The sequence below is a fragment of the Streptomyces daliensis genome, from assembly GCF_054782395.1.
The window spans coordinates 89,545-106,862 of the sequence record NZ_BAAGSO010000078.1 but is presented as its reverse complement, the minus strand read 5'-3'; the positions used below and the strand labels follow the sequence as shown (position 1 = coordinate 106,862).

Below are 17,318 nucleotides of genomic sequence, written 5' to 3'. Positions count from 1 at the left end.
GTAGGTCCCGCGCTGGTTTTCGTGCCGCCGCATGGCAAGGAGTGGCACCCCGCGAAGGGGGGTGGGCCTCGGCGCACCCGGAACCGGACAGCGGGCCACCGGCGGGACGGGGACGGGGTGGGGTGTCCCCGCAGGTCGAGAAAGTCACCGGCAGAAAGCCGAAAACGAAACCTTCACGCCGAGGAGACACCCCACCCCGGCACCGGACACCCCCCACCCACACACCCCACACGGCCACCGGCACAAGCCAAGAACCACGCGGCGCCAGCCGCGACGCACCGCACCACACGCCGCGCCGAAGCCACCCACCCGCACCCGAACACGGCGCCAAGCCACACGCGCAGCGCCCCGTACCCCGTGCAGCGGCACAAAAATCAGCGCGGGACCCTACAGTGCGCACCGCACGGGCCAACCGTCCCGCGCAACACCCCCGTGAAGCGGGAACCCCCCGTTTCCTTCCGCACCCCGCGAAGGGGACCCGTCCCGCGCAACACTCCCGTGAAGCGGGAACCCCCCGTTTCCTTCCGCACCCCGCGAAGGGGGATCATTGGGGGATGGCAACACATCTCATCACCGGGGCCGGGTCAGGGATCGGGGCCGTGGTCGCGGAGCGACTGCTGGCCCGTGGCGACGACACATGGCTGCTGGCCCGCAACGCGGCCCGCGCCAAGGAACTGGCCGACCGCTTCGATGGCGCCCACACCCTCGTGGGCGACCTCGCCGAGCCGGAACGTCTCTCGTGGGCGCTCAGTCACCAGGCGCTCCCCGAAACCCTGGACTCCCTCCACCACATCGCGGGCGTGATCGAGCTGGGCGAGATCGGCGATACGTCGGCGAAGGTATGGAACACCATGCTCGCCGCCAACCTCGTCGCCCCCGCCGAGCTGACGCGGCTGCTGCTGCCCCAGCTCCGTCAGGCCCGCGGCCACGTCCTGTTCGTCAACTCGGGCGCCGGGCTGCGCGCAAACCCCCACTGGGGCGCGTACGCGGCCAGCAAGCACGGCCTGAAGGCCCTCGCCGACGCGCTGCGCGGCGAGGAGGGCGGCAACGGCGTGCGCGTCACGTCCGTGTACCCGGGGCGTACGGCCACGCCCATGCAGGAGAAGGTGCACCGGCTGGAGGGCAAGGAGTACGACGCGGAGAAGTGGGTCACCCCGGAAGCGGTGGCCACCACGCTCCTCACCGCGCTCGACCTGCCGCGCGGCTCCGAGGTCACGGACCTGTCCGTGCGTCCGGGCGGCTGACCGGCCGATCACGGCCACCACGTGCGCACCCCGTCCGGTCCACGCACGTACGCTTCCGGGCGTGAGTGGTGTGAGTGAGACGACGCAGGGGTTCCCGTGGGGCACGGCCGCCGCGACCGGTATCGGGTCGATGCCGGGCGAGGACGCGCGGGAGGCGGCGCGGACGGTCACGGGGACCTTCGAGCGGTTCCCGTACCTCCCGGAGCTGCCCGCGCGCGGTCCTGGCGCGGACATGATCGGGCGGACCATCGGGATGCTGGTGGAGCTGTACGCGCATGTGGAGCCCAGCGGCTGGCGGCTGAGCGACCGTCCGGGCCGGGACACCCGGCGGGCCAGGTCGTGGCTGGGCGAGGACCTGGACGCGCTGGAGGAGTTCACCCAGGGGTACGAGGGCGCGCTGAAGGTCTCGGCCGTCGGCCCCTGGACCCTGGCCGCCGCGCTGGAGCGGCGCAACGGCGAGGCCGTACTCGGTGACCACGGTGCCTGCCGCGATCTGACCGCCTCGCTGGCCGAAGGGCTGCGGGACCACCTCGCCGATGTGCGCAGACGGGTGCCGGGCGCCCGCGTCGTGCTCCAGCTCGACGAGCCGTCGCTGACGCCGGTGCTGCGCGGCAGCGTGCGCACAGCGAGCGGCTACCGCACCCACGCCGCCGTGGACCGCGCCGTCGTGGAGGGCGCGCTGCGGGAGCTGACGGAGCTGCACGACGGGCCCGTGGTGGTCCACTCGTGCGCGCCGGGCGTGCCGTTCGGGCTGCTGCGGCGCGCGGGGGCCGACGGGATCTCCTTCGACGCGACGCTGCTCACCGAGAGTGAGGACGCGGAGTTCTACGACGCGCTCGGCGAGGCGGTCGAGGGCGGCACCGCGCTGTTCGCGGGAGTCGTGCCGACGCTGGAGCCCGGTGCCGGGGGATTGTCAGACCCTGCCGGTAGCGTCGGGGGTGTCAGGTCGCTGTGGCGCAGGCTCGGGCTGTCCCCGGCACTCCTCGCGGAGTCGGTCGTGGTCACTCCGGCGTGCGGGCTGGCGGGCACTTCGCCCGCCTATGCGCGTACGGCTCTCGCGCACTGCGTCCAGGCCGCGAGATCACTCGCTGACAACCCTGAGTAACGGGAGGACGACACGGTGGCTGGTCAGCAGCAGGCGCGGACAGGGGTCCCCGCGGAGGCGCGGGAGAAGCACGCGCGACTGGCGGAGCAGATCGAGGAGCACCGCTTCCGGTACTACGTGAAGGACGCGCCCGTCGTCAGCGACGCCGAGTTCGACCGGCTGTTGCGCGAGCTGGAGGCGGTCGAGGAGGCGCACCCCGAGCTGGTGACGCCCGATTCGCCCACCCAGAAGGTGGCCGGGCAGTACGAGACGGAGTTCACCGAGGTAGCGCACCGGGAGCGGATGCTCTCGTTGGACAACGCGTTCGACGACGAGGAGCTGGGCGAGTGGGCCGATCGCGTCGCGCGTGAACTGGAGGGCGTGGAGTACCACTTCCTGTGCGAGCTGAAGGTCGACGGCCTGGCCGTCAACCTCACCTACGAGCACGGGCGCCTCACCCGCGCCGCCACCCGCGGCGACGGCCGCACGGGCGAGGACATCACGCCCAATGTGCGCACGATCGCGGACATCCCCGAGCGGCTGAGCGGGGACCGCGTGCCCGATCTGGTCGAGGTGCGCGGCGAGGTGTTCTTCCCGATGGAGCGCTTCGAGGAGCTGAACGCGCGGCTTGTAGAGGCGGACGAGAAGCCGTTCGCCAACCCCCGTAACGCGGCGGCGGGTTCGCTGCGCCAGAAGGACCCGAAGGTCACGGCGACCCGCCCGCTGCACATGGTGGTGCACGGCATCGGCGCCCGCGAGGGCTTCGGGATCGACCGTCTCTCGGAGACGTACGACCTGCTGCGCGAGTGGGGCCTGCCCACCTCCACGCACGGCAAGGTGGTCGAGGGGCTCGAAGGCGTCCGCGAGTTCATCGCCTATTACGGCGAGCACCGCCACTCCGTCGAGCACGAGATCGACGGCGTCGTGGTCAAGGTGGACGAGATCCGCCTCCAGGGCCGCCTGGGCTCCACCTCGCGCGCCCCGCGCTGGGCCATCGCCTGGAAGTACGCGCCGGAGGAGGTCAACACCAAGCTGGTGGACATCCGGGTGGGAGTGGGCCGTACGGGCCGGGTCACGCCCTACGCGGTGGTGGAGCCCGTCACGGTAGCGGGCTCCGAGGTCGAGTTCGCCACCCTCCACAACCAGGAGGTCGTCAAGTCCAAGGGCGTCTTCATCGGGGACACCGTGGTGCTGCGCAAGGCGGGCGATGTCATCCCCGAGATCCTGGGGCCCGTCGCCGATCTGCGGGACGGCAGCGAGCGCGAGTTCGAGATGCCGTCCGAGTGCCCGGACTGCGGCACGGCGCTGCGCCCCATGAAGGAGGGCGACATCGATCTGCGCTGCCCCAACGCGCGCTCCTGCCCCGCGCAGCTCAGGGAGCGGATTTTTTATCTCGCGGGCCGCAAGTGCCTGGACGTCGAGCACTTCGGCTATGTCGTGGCCAGCGCCCTCACCCAGCCACTGGAGCCCGCCGAGCCGCCGCTCAAGGACGAGGGCGGGCTCTTCGATCTGACCGTCGAGGATCTGCTGCCCATCAAGGCGCATGTGCTGGACCAGGACAGCGGTCTGCCCAAGCGCGATCCGAAGACGGGCGAGGAGAAGGTCGTCACCGTCTTCGCCAACCAGAAGGGCGAGCCGAAGAAGAACACGCTGGCCATGCTGGAGAACGTCGCGGCGGCCAAGGAGCGCCCGCTGGCCCGCGTCATCACCGGTCTGTCGATCCGTCATGTGGGCCCGGTGGCGGCCGAGGCGCTGGCGCGCGAGTTCCGTTCGCTGGACCGCATCGCCGAGGCGGACGAGGCCGAGCTGGCCGCGACGGAGGGCGTGGGACCCACCATCGCCGCCTCGCTCAAGGCGTGGTTCGCTGAGGACTGGCACCGCGAGATCGTCGAGCGGTGGCGCGCGGCCGGGGTCCGCATGGAGGAGGAGTCCACTGGTGAGGAGGGGCCGCGCCCGCTGGAGGGGCTCGCCATCGTCGTCACGGGCACCCTCGGGACGTACACCCGGGACGGCGCCAAGGAGGCACTCCAGTCGCGCGGGGCGAAGGTCACCGGGTCGGTTTCAAAAAAGACCGCGTTCGTCGTTGTGGGTGACAATCCCGGCTCCAAGTACGACAAAGCGGTCCAGTTGAAGGTGCCGATTCTGGACGATGACGGCCTTGCGGTTCTGTTGGAGGAGGGGCCCGATGCCGCCCGTGAAGCGGCCGTCACGCCGCCCGAGGAGGAGAAGGCCACATGAACGTTTCCCCTCTCCTCCCTCACTGTTGTGCAAGTGCCCCACGAACCCCACCAGTTTCGTTCCGGGCCTCTCACTGAATCCGCACAGCACTCGTACAGCGCAGGGCACATCCGCCAGTTCGGCCGGAACGCGTTGTGGCAACCCCGGCCGATCGCTGCCCCTGGCAGCAGTGTGCGTCCTACTGTTGAAGCGGGAGCCTGTCGTGGCGAGGGCAGGCACGGACGGCAGTGAGAGGGACCGGCATGCAGGAAACCCCCGGGGGTCACCGCCCCCCGTACTCCCGCCTGCCCTCTGAGGCGGGCGGGCGTACGGGCGGGTCCATGAGCGCCGCCGAGGACATGCCCTGGTTCCAGCGGGCCGCCTCGCTGAGGGTGCCGGGGCTGCCGTTCGCGGCCGTCGCCGTGGCCGGGGTCGCGCTGGCCGTCGGCGTCTGCCGCGTCCTGCTCGGCGGCCACGCGCTGTTCCCCGCGGGCACGGCGGGCTGGTCCATCGCCGTGCTCACGGGCATCGTCGTCGGCCACCTCGTCGCACTCGGGCGCGACCGCTGGTGGGGCGGCACCGGCTCGGGCGCCGCGCTCACCCTCGCGATCCTGCTGCTCTACGGCTGGGTGCCCGCCGTGCTGGTGAGCCTCGCCGTCGTGCTGCTCGTCGCCGGGGCGCGGCGCCACCGCTGGCGGCAGGCCGTCGTCCACGGCGCCGTCGACATCCTCGGCATCGGTGCCGCGGCCCTCGCCCTCGCCGCCTTCGGCATCCGTCCCTCCGTCGAACAGCCCTGGGAGCCCGTGCGCTGGGACCTCCTCGCGCTGCCCGGCATCGTCCTCGCCGCCTGCGTGTATCTGCTGGTCACCCGCGGGCTGTCCTGGTACTCCCTCGCGCCGCGCAAGACCGGGCTGCCCACCGCGCTGCGCACGGCGCTGCTGCGCCAGGGCATCGTCGCGCTCGCGCTGCTCGGCATCTCGCCGCTGATCGCCGTCGTCGCGGTCGCCACGCCGCTGCTGCTCCCGCTGTTCGCGGTGCCGCTCATCGCGCTCGACTCCACGCTGCGGATCGCCCGCGCCCGCGCCGAGGAGCAGTTGCGGGACCCGCTCACCGGGCTGCCCAACCGCCAGTGGCTGCTGGAGCGCACCTGGTCGGCGCTGGACGAGGCTGACCGCACGGGAGCGCGCTCCGCGCTCGTCCTGATCGACCTCGACCGCTTCCGTTCCGTCAACGACACACTCGGCCATCTCGCGGGCGACCGGCTGCTGTTGCAGATAGCCGAGCGGCTGCGGACCGCGCTCCCGCGCGGCGCGGAGGCGGCGCGGCTGGGCGGCGACGAGTTCGCCGTGCTGCTCCCGCTCGCCGACTCCACGACGAGCGCGCAGCGCGTCGCCCGCGCGCTCGTGTCCGCGCTCGGCTCGCCGCTCGACCTCGACGGGCTCACGCTGGTGCTGGAGGCCAGCGCGGGCGTCGCCGTCTTCCCCGACCACGCGCGGGAGGCGGAGGGGCTGCTGCGCCGGGCCGACGTGGCGATGTACGAGGCGAAGCGGGACCGCACGGGCGTCGAGGTGTACGAGGCCACGCGCGACGGCAACACCCCGGACCGGCTCGGCCTGCTGGCCGATCTGCGCCGCGCGCTCGACGCGGGCGAGGTGGAGCTGCACTACCAGCCCAAGGTCGGCTTCGACGGCGTCGTCTCCGGGCTCGAAGCACTGGTGCGGTGGGTGCACCCGGAGCGGGGCCGGGTGCCCCCGGACGAGTTCATCGCCATCGCGGAGACGTCCGGGCTGATGCCGCGCCTGACGGAGTACGTGCTGGAGACCGCGCTCGCGCAGATAGCCCGCTGGCGCGCTTCCGGCCTGACGGTGCCCGTCGCGGTGAACGTCTCGCCGCGCGACGTGCACACACCCGGGTTCGCGGGCGCCATCGCGGCCCGGCTGGCCCGGCACGGAGTGCCCGCGGGGGCGCTCCAGTTGGAGATCACGGAGCATGTGCTGCTGGAGGACCCGCAGCGGGCCGCTGACACGCTCGCCGGGCTGACGGGGCACGGCGTGAAGATGTCCCTGGACGACTTCGGCACCGGCTACTCGTCGCTGGTGCATCTGCGGCGGCTGCCCGTCAGCGAGCTGAAGATCGACCGCTCCTTCGTGGCCCGGCTCGCGGTGGACGCGGAGGACGCGGAGATCGTCCGCTGCACCGTGGACCTCGCGCACTCGCTCGGGCTGCTCGTGGTCGCGGAGGGCGTCGAGGACGACGAGACGTGGGAGCGGCTGCGCGATCTGGGCTGCGACGCGGTGCAGGGCTGGCTGGTCGCCGCCGCGATGCCGCCGCGTGAGGCGACGGCCTGGCTGCGGGCGCGGGACCGCGCTTACGGGGCGAAGGACGGGTACGGCGCCGGGGCGGCGGAGGCGAAGGGCGGGTACGGCCCGGAGGACGCGGGCACGTCCTCGCCGGGCACCGGTGAGCACGGGCCGCTGGAGACGCCCGTCCCCTCGTCGTCCACGCCGGCGAAGTCACCCGACCGGGTGCAGTGACGCCGCGCCGCGCGTGAACGGGCGTGGGGCGTGGGCGTGGTGCGGGGCGTGGTGCGGTGCGGGCCCGCCCGGTGACCCGTCGCCTCCCTGCGGGGACACCCCGTCGCGCCTCCTTCCGGGTGCGACGCCTCCCGCGTGAATCCGTGTCCAGCCCATTGACTTCGTCCTGACCCGCCCCCAAAGTGGGCTAGCCAGTGAGCCACTGGTCCACGGGGAGTGCGAGGAGGCACGGTGTCACCGGAGCTGATATCCATCGCGGCGTTGGTCGTCGCATTCGTGATCGCCACGGCGCTGTCGGTGAACATGGGCGTGCTGGCCTTCGCCGCCGCCTTCCTCGTGGGGAGACTCGCGGGCGGTCTGACCGAGGACGATATCCTCGCGGGCTTCCCGGGGGACCTCTTCGTCGTCCTGGTCGGCGTCACCTATCTGTTCGCCATCGCCAAGGCCAACGGCACGACCGACTGGCTGGTGAGCCGGTCCGTACGGCTGGTGGGCGGGCGCATCGCCGTCATCCCCTGGGTGATGTTCGGGATCGGCGCGCTGCTGACGATGATCGGCGCCGTCAGCCCCGCGGCGTGTGCGATCGTCGCGCCGATCGCCCTCAACCTCGCGGCCCGGCACGGCATCAACCCGCTGCTCATGGGCGCGATGGTCGTGCACGGTACGCAGGCGGGCGCGTTCTCGCCGATCAGCGTCTACGGCACGATCGTCAACGGCGTCGTCGAGAAGAACGACATCCCCGGCAGCCCCCTCGTCCTCTTCTTCGGCTCGCTGGTCGTCAACATCCTGATCGCGGCCGTCGTCTTCGTACTGTTCGGCGGCGCCCGTCTCGTACGGGCCGACCGCGCGCGCCGTGCGGCGGGGGCCGGGGCCGCCGCGAGCGGGGAGGCGGCCCCCGCCGAAGGGGAGGAAGCGGAGGGCGCCGGGGTGGTGGGGCTCGACCGGGACCGGGCGCTCACGCTCGGCGGGCTCGTCGTGCTCGTGCTCGGCACGCTCGTCCTCGATCTGGACGTCGGCCTCATGTCGCTCACCATCGCCGTCGTGCTCAGCGTCATCTCGCCGAAGGCGTGCCGGAAGGCGCCGTCCGAGGTCGCCTGGCCCACGGTGCTGCTGGTGTGCGGGGTGCTGACCTACGTCGCGGTGCTGGAGGAGATGGGCACCATCGACTACGCGGGACACGCCGTCGCCGACGTCGGCGTACCCGTGCTCGCCGCGCTGCTGCTCTGCTACATCGGCGCGATCGTCTCCGCCTTCGCGTCCTCCACCGCGCTGATGGGAGCCCTCATCCCGCTGGCGGTCCCGTTCCTGCTGGACGGCAGCATCGGCGCCATCGGCATGGTCACCGCGCTCGCCGTCTCGGCCACGGTGGTCGACGTCAGCCCGTTCTCCACCAACGGCGCCATCGTCATGGCGAACGTGAAGGTCACCGACCGCGACGCCTTCTACCGCAGGCTGCTCACGTACGGCGGTGTCGTCGTCGCCGTCGTCCCGCTGCTCACCTGGCTCGTCTTCGTCGTGCCCGGCTTCGGCTGACACGGCCGAACGCGGCTGAACACGCCGGATTCGCTCTCGTCGGCGGGGCGAAGGAGCAGCAGAATGACGGACCGTCCCAGGTCTCAGGCAGCAGGACCCAGGCAGCAGGAAGGGAGCCCGCATGTCGGACATCGTGTCGCTGGACGCGCTGGAACTCTCGCGCGCCATCAGGCGCCGCGACGTCTCCTGCGTCGAGGTGATGCGCGCCTATCTCGCCCACATCGAGCGCGTCAATCCGCACGTCAACGCGCTGGTGGCCATGCGCGACCCGGAGGAGTCGGTCAGGCTGGCGGGGGAGCGGGACAGGCAGCTCAGGGCGGGCGAGTACCGGGGCTGGATGCACGGCCTCCCGCACGCCGTGAAGGAACTGGCCGCCGCCGAGGGCCTGCCCTGGACGGAGGGCTCACCCCTCTACGCGGACCGGGTGGCCGCCTCGGACGACCTGTCCGTGCGGCGGATCAAGGACGCGGGCGCGATCGTCATCGGCAAGACCAACGCGCCCGAGTTCGGCCTCGGTTCGCAGACGTACAACCCGGTGTGGGGCACGACGGGCTGCGCCTACGACCCCTCCCGCACGGCGGGCGGCAGCAGCGGCGGCGCGGCCAGCGCGCTGGCGCTGCGGATGGTGCCCGTCGCCGACGGCTCCGACTACATGGGCTCGCTGCGCAACCCCGCCGCCTTCAACAACGTGCTCGGCATGCGCCCGACGTGGGGCCGCGTGCCGGGGCCCGGCTTCATCGCGCAGCTCTCCGTCGCGGGCCCCATGGCGCGCACGGTGCCCGAACTCGCCGCGCTGCTCGGGGTGATGGCGGGCCCCGACCCGAGCGCGCCGCTCGGCGCACAGGGGGAGCCGGGCGTGTTCGCCGCGCTCGCGCGCGACCTCGCCCGCGACCGCGACCGGGGCGGCGAGGGCGACCTCGGCTCCCTGGTGGAGGGGGAGGGGAAGGGCGTCGGCGGGGCCCGCATCGCCTGGGTCGGCGACTGGAAGGGCCACCTGGCGACCGAGCCGGGCCTGCTGGAGCTGTGCCGCGACTCCTTCGCCGCGTTCGAGGCGCTGGGCTGCACGGTGGAGGAGGCACTGCCCGACTTCCCGCCGGACGAGATCTGGGAGACGTTCCTGACGTGGCGCTGGTGGGCCGCGCTGGAGCGGTACGAGCTGTACGAGGACCCCGCGAAGCGCGCGCGGATGAAGCCCGAGGCACGCTGGGAGACCGAGCGGGGCGCACGGCTCAGCGCGCTGGACATCACCCGCGCGGCCCACTCGCGCGCCCTCTTCCACGAGGCGGTGCGCAAACTCTTCGAGACGTACGACTATGTGCTGGCGCCCTCGGCGCAGGTCTTCCCGTTCGACAAGGACGTCCACTGGCCCGCCGAGATCGACGGGCGCCCCATGGACACCTACCACCGCTGGATGGAGACGGTGGCGCCCTGGTCCCTGACGGGGCTGCCCGCCATCGGCATGCCCGCCGGGTTCGACGCCAGGGGGCTGCCCATGGGGGTCCAGCTCATCGGGAGGGAGCACGCGGACCTCGCGCTGCTGCGGCTCGCGTACGCCTACGAGCGGGAGACCGGGTGGGTGAGCAGGATGCCCCCGCCGCTGCTGGGCGAGGCGCCCACGCGGGTGGGGTGACGCGGTGGGGGCGGTGCCGGTACGGGGCCCGGCCCGTCAGGCTTTGGGGCGCGGGCCCGACCCGTCAGACCTCCTCGTCCCCCGGCTTCCAGTCCAGCAGCCGCACCCGTCGCACCGTCTCCAGATGCTCGCGCATGGCGGCGACGGCGGTGTCCGGGTCCTGGGCGCGGATCGCCTCGGCGATCCGGGTGTGCTGCGTCAGTGACTGCGCGGGGCGCCCTGGCTGCTGGAGCGACTCGTGGCGGCTCTCGGCGATCTGCTCCGCGATCTCGCGCATGAACTCGGCGAGCAGGTCACTGTGCGCGGCGGCCGTCACGGCGGCGTGGAAGAGGCGGTCGCCCTCCTCGCCCGCCTCCTCGCCCTCGACCTCGGCGCGCATGGTCTCCAGCGCGGCGTCGATGCCGGCGAGGTCCTCGTCCGTGCGGCGCAGCGCCGCGAGTTCGGCGAGCTTGGCCTCCAGCGCCTCGCGTGCGTCCAGCACGTCGGGGAGCCGTCGGCGGCGGTCGACGAGGGTGGCGACGGGCTCGGCGCTCAGGCTGTTCTTGAGCAGATACGTGCCGCCGCCGTGCCGGATCTCGACCAGCCCCTGGACCTCCAGGACGACGATCGCCTGCTTGATGGAGGCCCGGCTCACGCCCAGCCGCTCGGCCAGCTCGCGCTCGGACGGCAGCCGGTCGCCGCGCTTGAGGCCCGCGGCCTCCGCGTGCTCGCGGAGCTGGGCGACCACCTGCTCGTAGAGGCGCGAGCGGGTCACCGGGCGCAACGGCTCAGAGCTGGTCACTTCGTCCCCCTCGTCCCCCTTGACAGGTCGACGGTCAACATAACAGGATCCCTCCCACTGGTCTACTGGCCTATTGGCTCAGCCAATTTCAACTGGCTCATCCACTCGCCCACTCAGCCAAAGCCCCCGCCCGCCGGTCCAGGCCCAGCACAGGACAACCCAGGAAGGTGCGCCCCCTATGGACGACCCGGTTCCCTCCCCTTCCCCTCAGTCCACCGACCCGTCCTCCCAGGCCCCACAGCCCCCCACCCCCTGGCTCCGGCACGAGGGCGCCCTCGCGGGGCTCCGGGTGCTCGACCTGTCCCGGATCATGTCGGGACCGTTCAGCACCATGGCCCTCGCCGACCTCGGGGCCGACGTCATCAAGATCGAGAACGGCGGCACGGGCGACGACACCCGCGCCTGGGGCCCGCCGTTCCAGGACGGGGAGGCCGCCTACTTCCTCAGCGTCAACCGCAACAAGCGCAGCCTCGCCGTCGACCTCAAGGACCCCGAGTGCCGCGAACTGGTCCAGCGGCTGGCCCGTAGCGCCGACGTCGTCGTGGAGAACTTCCGCCCTGGCACGGCCGACCGCCTCGGTCTCGGCTACGAGGAGGTCTCGGCCGCCAACCCCGGCGTCGTCTACGCCTCGATCAGCGGCTACGGCCAGACCGGCCCGTACCGCCAGGAGCCCGGCTACGACGCCATCGCGCAGGCGCTCTCCGGGATCATGAGCGTGACGGGCGAGGCCGACGGGCCGCCCGTGCGGTTCGGGGTCTCCGGGGCCGATCTGGCCGCCGGGATGTGGGCCACCATCGGCGTGCTGGCCGCGCTGCGCGAGCGCGACCGCACCGGGGCCGGGCAGTGGGTGGACGTCTCGCTGCTCGACGGGCAGATCGCGTGGCTGACGTACGTCGCCGGGGGCTGGTTCACCAGCGGCGAGGTGCCGGGGCGCTACGGCTCGGCCCACCCCACGATCGTGCCCTACCAGGCATTCCCCACGGCCGAGGGGCATCTGATGATCGCGGTCGGCAACGACGCGCTCTGGCGCCGCTTCGCGCCCGCCGTCGGACTGGACTCCCTCACCGAGGACCCGAGGTTCGCCACGAACCCCGACCGGGTACGCAACCGCGATGAACTCCTCCCCCTCATCGAGAAGGCACTCTCCGCGCGCCCGGCGGAGGAGTGGGCCCGCGTGCTGGCCGACGCCTCGGTCCCCGCTGGCCGCATCAACACCGTCGACCAGGCGCTGGCGCACCCCCAGGTCAGGGCCCGCGGCATGGTGACGGAGACCCGGCACCCCACGGCCGGGGACGTGCGCATGGTCGCCTCGCCGCTGAAGCTCTCCGCCAGCCCGCCGCGCGTCCGCAGCGCTCCGCCCCTGCACGGCGAGCACACCGACGGCATCCTGGAGGCCATGGGCGTCGACGGCACCCGCATAGCCGGGCTGCGTGCGCGCGGAGCGGTCCGGTGAAGGGGCAGGGCTCCGCGGCTTCCGCCGTGGGCGCAGGGCGGGCCGGGCCCCGCGCGAACGGCGCGAACGGTACGTCGGGTGGGTCCGGTACGTCGCCGGATATGCCTGCCCCGCTGGTCGAGGTGGGTCCCGACGGGCCCGTCGTCGAGATCACCGTCGGCAGCGGCGAGCGGCGCAACGCGCTGACGTGCGCCGCCTGGGCCGAGCTGGAGCGGCGGGTACGGGAGCTGGGGGAGCGGGACGAGCTGCGGGCCGTGGTCGTGCGCGGCCGCGGGAACACCTTCTGCGCGGGCTCCGACATGAACGAGTGGGACGGCGCGAGCCCCGAGGAGGTCGAGGAGACCTTCACCCGCATGGAAGCGGCGTTCCGGGCGGTCGAGGAGTGCCCGGTCCCCGTCGTCGCCGAGATCCACGGCGTCGCCGCTGGCGCCGGATGCCAGCTCGCGCTCGCCTGCGACCTGCGCTTCATGGCGGGTACGGCGCGCATCGGCATGCCCATCGCGCAGCTCGGCATCATGGCGAGCCCCGCCTTCGCCGCCCGCATGGTCGCCGTCGCGGGCCCCTCGGTGACCCGCGGCCTCCTTTACACGGGGCGGCTGCTGGAGGCCCGCGAGGCGGTGGAGGCCGGGCTGGCGGACCGGCAACTGGCCGCGCCCACGCTGACCGCTTTCACCGAGCGCACCCTCGCGCGCATCGCCGGGCAGCCGCCAGCGGCCGTACGGGCCGCCAAGCGCGCGGTCTCCGCCGCGCTGTCCCCGTCGCGCACGGCCACCGCCGTCAACGGGGAGAGCGCGGTCGCCTACGCCGAATTCCAGCGCGCCGTGGGTGACTTCCTGCGCTGATCCGGCGGCCTCCGCGGCCTCCGCGGCCTCCGCGGGCGGGGTGTCGGGAGGGCCGGTACGGGTACGCGGCGCACCCGTACCGGCACCCGCACAGGCCCCGCGGGAACCCCGCGCGGCCCTCGTGAGCAAAGCGCTTCGCGGGCACCGGTGCCCGACCCATAGGATTGGGGCGGAAAATCCAACACTCACCCCAGAGGATCGCTGCATGCCTGGCATCTCGCGCGAGGAGGTCGCCCACCTCGCCCGGCTGGCGCGTCTGGAGCTGAAGGACGAAGAGCTCGATCACTTCGCCGGTCAGCTCGACGACATCATCGGCGCGGTAGCGGCCGTGTCCGATGTCGCCGACGAGGACGTACCACCGACCTCCCACCCGCTGCCGCTCACCAACGTCATGCGCCCGGACGAAGTCCGTCCAGGCCTGACGCCCGAGCAGGCGCTCTCCGGCGCGCCCGCTCAGGAGCAGCAGCGTTTCAAGGTGCCGCAGATCCTGGGCGAGGAGTGACCGCCATGACCGACCTGATCAAGCTCACCGCAGCCCAGATCGCGGAGAAGATCGCGAGCGGCGAGGTCAGTGCCGTCGAGGTCACCGCCGCGCACCTGGAGCGCATCGACGCCGTCGACGAGAAGGTGCACGCCTTCCTCCACGTCGACCGCGAGGGCGCCATGGCCAAGGCCCGTGAGGTCGACGAGAAGCGCGCGCGGGGCGAGAAGCTCGGCCCGCTGGCCGGTGTGCCGCTCGCGCTCAAGGACATCTTCACCACCGAGGGCATCCCGACGACCGTCGGCTCCAAGATCCTCGAAGGCTGGATCCCGCCGTACGACGCGACGGTGACGAAGCGCCTCAAGGAGGCCGACGTCGTCATCCTCGGCAAGACCAACATGGACGAGTTCGCCATGGGGTCCTCCACCGAGAACAGCGCCTACGGGCCGACGGGCAACCCGTGGGACCTCACCCGCATCCCGGGCGGCTCCGGCGGCGGCTCCTCCGCCTCCCTCGCCTCCTACGAGGCGCCGCTCGCCATCGGCACGGACACGGGCGGCTCCATCCGCCAGCCCGCGGCCGTCACCGGCACCGTCGGCGTCAAGCCGACCTACGGCGGCGTCTCCCGCTACGGCATGGTGGCCTTCTCCTCCTCCCTCGACCAGGGCGGGCCCTGCGCCCGCACGGTCCTGGACGCGGCGCTGCTGCACTCCGTCATCGCCGGGCACGACGAGAAGGACTCCACCTCGATCGACCAGCCCGTGCCCGATGTGGTCGAGGCCGCCAGGAACGGGAACGTGGCGGGGCTGCGCGTCGGCGTCGTCAAGGAGTTCCGCGGCGAGGGCTATCAGGCGGGCGTCATGCAGCGGTTCGACGAGTCCGTCGAGCTGCTGCGCGAGCTGGGCGCCGAGGTCGTCGAGTTGTCCTGCCCGTCCTTCACCAAGGCGCTCGCGGCGTACTACCTGATCGCGCCCTCCGAGTGCTCGTCCAACCTCGCCCGCTTCGACGCCATGCGCTACGGCCTGCGGGCCGGTGACGACGGCACGCACTCCGCCGAGGAGGTCACCGCGCTGACCCGCGAGGCGGGCTTCGGCGACGAGGTCAAGCGCCGCGTCATGCTCGGCACGTACGCGCTCAGCTCCGGCTACTACGACGCGTACTACGGCTCGGCGCAGAAGGTGCGGACGCTCATCACCCGCGACTTCGAGCGGGCCTTCGAGCAGGTGGACGTCGTCGTCTCGCCGACCACCCCGACCACCGCCTTCCCCATCGGTGAGCGTGCCGACGACCCGATGGCGATGTACCTTGCGGACCTGTGCACCATCCCGTCCAACCTGGCGGGGAACGCGGCCATGTCCGTCCCGTGCGGGCTCGCGCCCGAGGACGGGCTTCCGGTGGGGCTCCAGATCATCGCCCCCGCCATGGCCGATGACCGGCTCTACCGTGTCGGTGCGGCCGTCGAGACCGCGTTCCAGGCACGTTGGGGACACCCGTTGCTGGAGGAGGCACCGTCGCTGTGAGTGGAAAGCTCGAAAAGGCCAAGGGTTTCAAGAAGTCCAGGACCGGCATGTACGTGTCGATCGCCACGTCGCTGTTCGGCGTGATCGGCACCGTCAAGCGGGGCAAGCAGGCCCGCCGGGAGGGCGACACGCTTCAGCTCATCGACGTGGCGGTCTCCGCCGCCGGTATCGCGACGGGCGTCGCACTGCTCGTCCGCGAGCTGCGCCGCCTGGACGTGGACGACATCCTCGCGGACGACTGACGCGGGAGAGAAAGGTTAGTTTTCCGTGACCGTCACTGAACTGGTGTCGTACGAGGACGCGCTGACCACCTACGACCCCGTGATGGGGCTCGAGGTGCACGTCGAGCTCGGTACCCGCACCAAGATGTTCTGCGGCTGCGCCACCACCCTCGGCGCCGACGCGAACAGCCAGACGTGCCCGACCTGCCTCGGGCTCCCCGGCGCGCTGCCGGTGGTCAACGCCATCGGCGTCGAGTCCGCGATCCGCATCGGCCTGGCGCTGAACTGCCAGATCGCCGAGTGGTGCCGCTTCGCCCGGAAGAACTACTTCTATCCGGACATGCCCAAGAACTTCCAGACCTCCCAGTACGACGAGCCGATCGCCTTCGACGGCTACCTCGACGTGCAACTGGAGGACGGGGAGATCTTCCGCGTCGAGATCGAGCGCGCCCACATGGAGGAGGACACCGGCAAGTCGACGCACATCGGCGGCGCGACGGGCCGCATCCACGGCGCGTCGCACTCGCTGCTCGACTACAACCGCGCGGGCATCCCGCTCATCGAGATCGTCACCAAGCCCATCGAGGGCGCGGGCGAACGCGCCCCCGAGGTCGCCAAGGCGTACGTGGCCGAGCTGCGTGAGCTGATCAAGGCGCTCGGCGTCTCCGAGGCCCGCATGGAGATGGGGCAGATGCGCTGCGACGTGAACCTGTCGCTGCGGCCCAAGGGCGAGAAGAAGTTCGGCACGCGCAGCGAGACGAAGAACGTCAACTCGCTGCGCAGCGTGGAGCGCGCCGCACGGTACGAGGTGCAGCGGCACGCCGCCGTCCTCGACTCCGGCGGCACGATCATCCAGGAGACCCGCCACTTCCACGAGGACGACGGCAGCACCACCTCGGGCCGCGTCAAGGAGGAGGCGGAGGACTACCGCTACTTCCCCGAGCCCGACCTCGTGCCCGTCGCGCCCTCGCGCGAATGGGTCGAGGAACTGCGGGCCGGGCTGCCCGAGCTGCCGAGGCTGCGCCGCAACCGGCTGCGCGAGGAGTGGGGCATCTCGCAGCACGAGATGCAGTCGGTGCTCAACGCCGGCGCGGTGGGGCTCATCGTCGCCACGACCGACGCCGGTGCGGATGCGGCGTCGGCGCGCAAGTGGTGGATGGGCGAGCTGGCCCGCCGGGCCAACGAGTCCGGCACCGAGCTGGCCGACCTGCCCATCACCCCCGAGCAGGTCGCGAGGGTCTGCGCCCTGGTCAAGGAGGGCTCGCTCAACGACAAGCTGGCCCGCCAGGTCATCGAGGGCGTGCTGGCCTCGGAGGGCTCGCCGGACGAGGTCGTCGAGAAGCGCGGCCTCAAGGTCGTCTCCGACGAGGGGGCGCTCGGCACCGCCGTGGACGAGGCCATCGCGGCCAACGCCGACATCGCCGACAAGATCCGCGCCGGGAAGGTCCAGGCCGCCGGGGCGCTGGTCGGGGCCGTCATGAAGGCCACCCGTGGCCAGGCGGACGCGGCGCGCGTGCGCGAACTGATCCTGGAGAAACTGGGCGTCGAGGGCTGAGCCGGACTCCGGCTCTCGAAGGGGCGGCCCCTGTGCGGGGTCGCCCTTTTCACGGGGGTGTTGCGCGGGACGGCTGGCCGGTGTGGCGGGCACTGTAGGGTCCCGCGCTGATTTTTGTGCCGCTGCACGGTGCGCTGCGCTGGGCGGGGCGTTGTTTTTCGGGTGCGGGCCGGTGGCTTCGGCGCGGCGTGTGGTTGCGGTGCGTCGCGGCTGGCGCCGCGTG

The 17,318-nt window shown here is 72.3% G+C and carries 13 protein-coding genes; 12 read left to right on the top strand and 1 reads right to left on the bottom strand.

Annotation, left to right across the window (positions count from 1 at the left end; translation table 11 throughout):
- Nucleotides 1–554: 554 nt before the first annotated feature.
- The 6 genes from ACYVOO_RS17545 (at nucleotide 555) to ACYVOO_RS17520 (ending at nucleotide 10,242) form a co-directional block, all read left to right on the top strand.
- Nucleotides 555–1,244 (top strand): SDR family oxidoreductase, encoded by a 690-nt coding sequence (locus tag ACYVOO_RS17545; protein WP_461016569.1) that lies wholly within the window; start codon nucleotides 555–557, stop codon nucleotides 1,242–1,244.
- Between the two features lie 70 nt (nucleotides 1,245–1,314).
- Nucleotides 1,315–2,349 (top strand): methionine synthase, encoded by a 1,035-nt coding sequence (locus ACYVOO_RS17540; protein ID WP_461016692.1) that lies wholly within the window; start codon nucleotides 1,315–1,317, stop codon nucleotides 2,347–2,349.
- A 15-nt stretch (nucleotides 2,350–2,364) separates the two neighbouring features.
- On the top strand, nucleotides 2,365–4,566 hold the full coding sequence (gene ligA, locus ACYVOO_RS17535; RefSeq protein ID WP_461016568.1) for an NAD-dependent DNA ligase LigA: 2,202 nt from the start codon (nucleotides 2,365–2,367) through the stop codon (nucleotides 4,564–4,566).
- Nucleotides 4,567–4,904: 338 nt separating this feature from the next.
- On the top strand, nucleotides 4,905–7,079 hold the full coding sequence (locus ACYVOO_RS17530) for a putative bifunctional diguanylate cyclase/phosphodiesterase (protein WP_461016691.1): 2,175 nt from the start codon (nucleotides 4,905–4,907) through the stop codon (nucleotides 7,077–7,079).
- A gap of 231 nt (nucleotides 7,080–7,310) precedes the next feature.
- The gene (locus ACYVOO_RS17525) at nucleotides 7,311–8,612 is read left to right on the top strand and encodes an SLC13 family permease (RefSeq protein WP_461016567.1); all 1,302 of its coding nucleotides are present in this window, start codon (nucleotides 7,311–7,313) and stop codon (nucleotides 8,610–8,612) included.
- Between the two features lie 121 nt (nucleotides 8,613–8,733).
- A complete protein-coding gene (locus ACYVOO_RS17520; protein WP_461016566.1) occupies nucleotides 8,734–10,242 on the top strand; it encodes an amidase in 1,509 nt (502 codons plus the stop codon).
- A 64-nt stretch (nucleotides 10,243–10,306) separates the two neighbouring features.
- Here the strand turns inward: ACYVOO_RS17520 and ACYVOO_RS17515 are convergent, their stop codons facing one another.
- The gene (locus ACYVOO_RS17515; protein WP_461016565.1) at nucleotides 10,307–11,023 is read right to left on the bottom strand and encodes a FadR/GntR family transcriptional regulator; all 717 of its coding nucleotides are present in this window, start codon (nucleotides 11,021–11,023) and stop codon (nucleotides 10,307–10,309) included.
- A 178-nt stretch (nucleotides 11,024–11,201) separates the two neighbouring features.
- Between ACYVOO_RS17515 and ACYVOO_RS17510 the strand changes: the two genes are divergently transcribed.
- From ACYVOO_RS17510 to gatB, 6 genes are all read left to right on the top strand, one after another.
- Nucleotides 11,202–12,476: a CaiB/BaiF CoA transferase family protein gene (locus tag ACYVOO_RS17510; RefSeq protein ID WP_461016564.1), complete on the top strand. Its 1,275-nt coding sequence runs from the start codon at nucleotides 11,202–11,204 to the stop codon at nucleotides 12,474–12,476.
- A gap of 101 nt (nucleotides 12,477–12,577) precedes the next feature.
- Nucleotides 12,578–13,318: an enoyl-CoA hydratase/isomerase family protein gene (locus ACYVOO_RS17505; RefSeq protein WP_461016563.1), complete on the top strand. Its 741-nt coding sequence runs from the start codon at nucleotides 12,578–12,580 to the stop codon at nucleotides 13,316–13,318.
- 205 nt (nucleotides 13,319–13,523) lie between these two features.
- Nucleotides 13,524–13,820: an Asp-tRNA(Asn)/Glu-tRNA(Gln) amidotransferase subunit GatC gene (gene gatC / locus ACYVOO_RS17500; protein ID WP_453347255.1), complete on the top strand. Its 297-nt coding sequence runs from the start codon at nucleotides 13,524–13,526 to the stop codon at nucleotides 13,818–13,820.
- A 5-nt stretch (nucleotides 13,821–13,825) separates the two neighbouring features.
- On the top strand, nucleotides 13,826–15,319 hold the full coding sequence (gatA, locus tag ACYVOO_RS17495; protein ID WP_461016562.1) for an Asp-tRNA(Asn)/Glu-tRNA(Gln) amidotransferase subunit GatA: 1,494 nt from the start codon (nucleotides 13,826–13,828) through the stop codon (nucleotides 15,317–15,319).
- Complete coding sequence (locus tag ACYVOO_RS17490) at nucleotides 15,316–15,561, top strand: hypothetical protein (RefSeq protein ID WP_453347257.1); 246 nt, start codon at nucleotides 15,316–15,318, stop codon at nucleotides 15,559–15,561. Before gatA ends, ACYVOO_RS17490 begins: the two co-directional genes overlap by 4 nt.
- 25 nt (nucleotides 15,562–15,586) lie before the next feature.
- A complete protein-coding gene (gene gatB / locus ACYVOO_RS17485) occupies nucleotides 15,587–17,095 on the top strand; it encodes an Asp-tRNA(Asn)/Glu-tRNA(Gln) amidotransferase subunit GatB (protein WP_461016561.1) in 1,509 nt (502 codons plus the stop codon).
- Nucleotides 17,096–17,318: the final 223 nt, after the last annotated feature.

What these genes read in the sequence shown, in the direction of transcription:
- ACYVOO_RS17545 (WP_461016569.1), top strand. Translation starts at nt 555, where the DNA reads ATGGCAACACATCTCATCACCGGGGCCGGGTCAGGGATCGGGGCCGTG.
- gatA (WP_461016562.1), top strand. Translation starts at nt 13,826, where the DNA reads ATGACCGACCTGATCAAGCTCACCGCAGCCCAGATCGCGGAGAAGATC.
- ACYVOO_RS17530 (WP_461016691.1), top strand. Translation starts at nt 4,905, where the DNA reads ATGCCCTGGTTCCAGCGGGCCGCCTCGCTGAGGGTGCCGGGGCTGCCG.
- ACYVOO_RS17510 (WP_461016564.1), top strand. Translation starts at nt 11,202, where the DNA reads ATGGACGACCCGGTTCCCTCCCCTTCCCCTCAGTCCACCGACCCGTCC.
- ACYVOO_RS17505 (WP_461016563.1), top strand. Translation starts at nt 12,578, where the DNA reads ATGCCTGCCCCGCTGGTCGAGGTGGGTCCCGACGGGCCCGTCGTCGAG.
- ACYVOO_RS17520 (WP_461016566.1), top strand. Translation starts at nt 8,734, where the DNA reads ATGTCGGACATCGTGTCGCTGGACGCGCTGGAACTCTCGCGCGCCATC.
- gatC (WP_453347255.1), top strand. Translation starts at nt 13,524, where the DNA reads ATGCCTGGCATCTCGCGCGAGGAGGTCGCCCACCTCGCCCGGCTGGCG.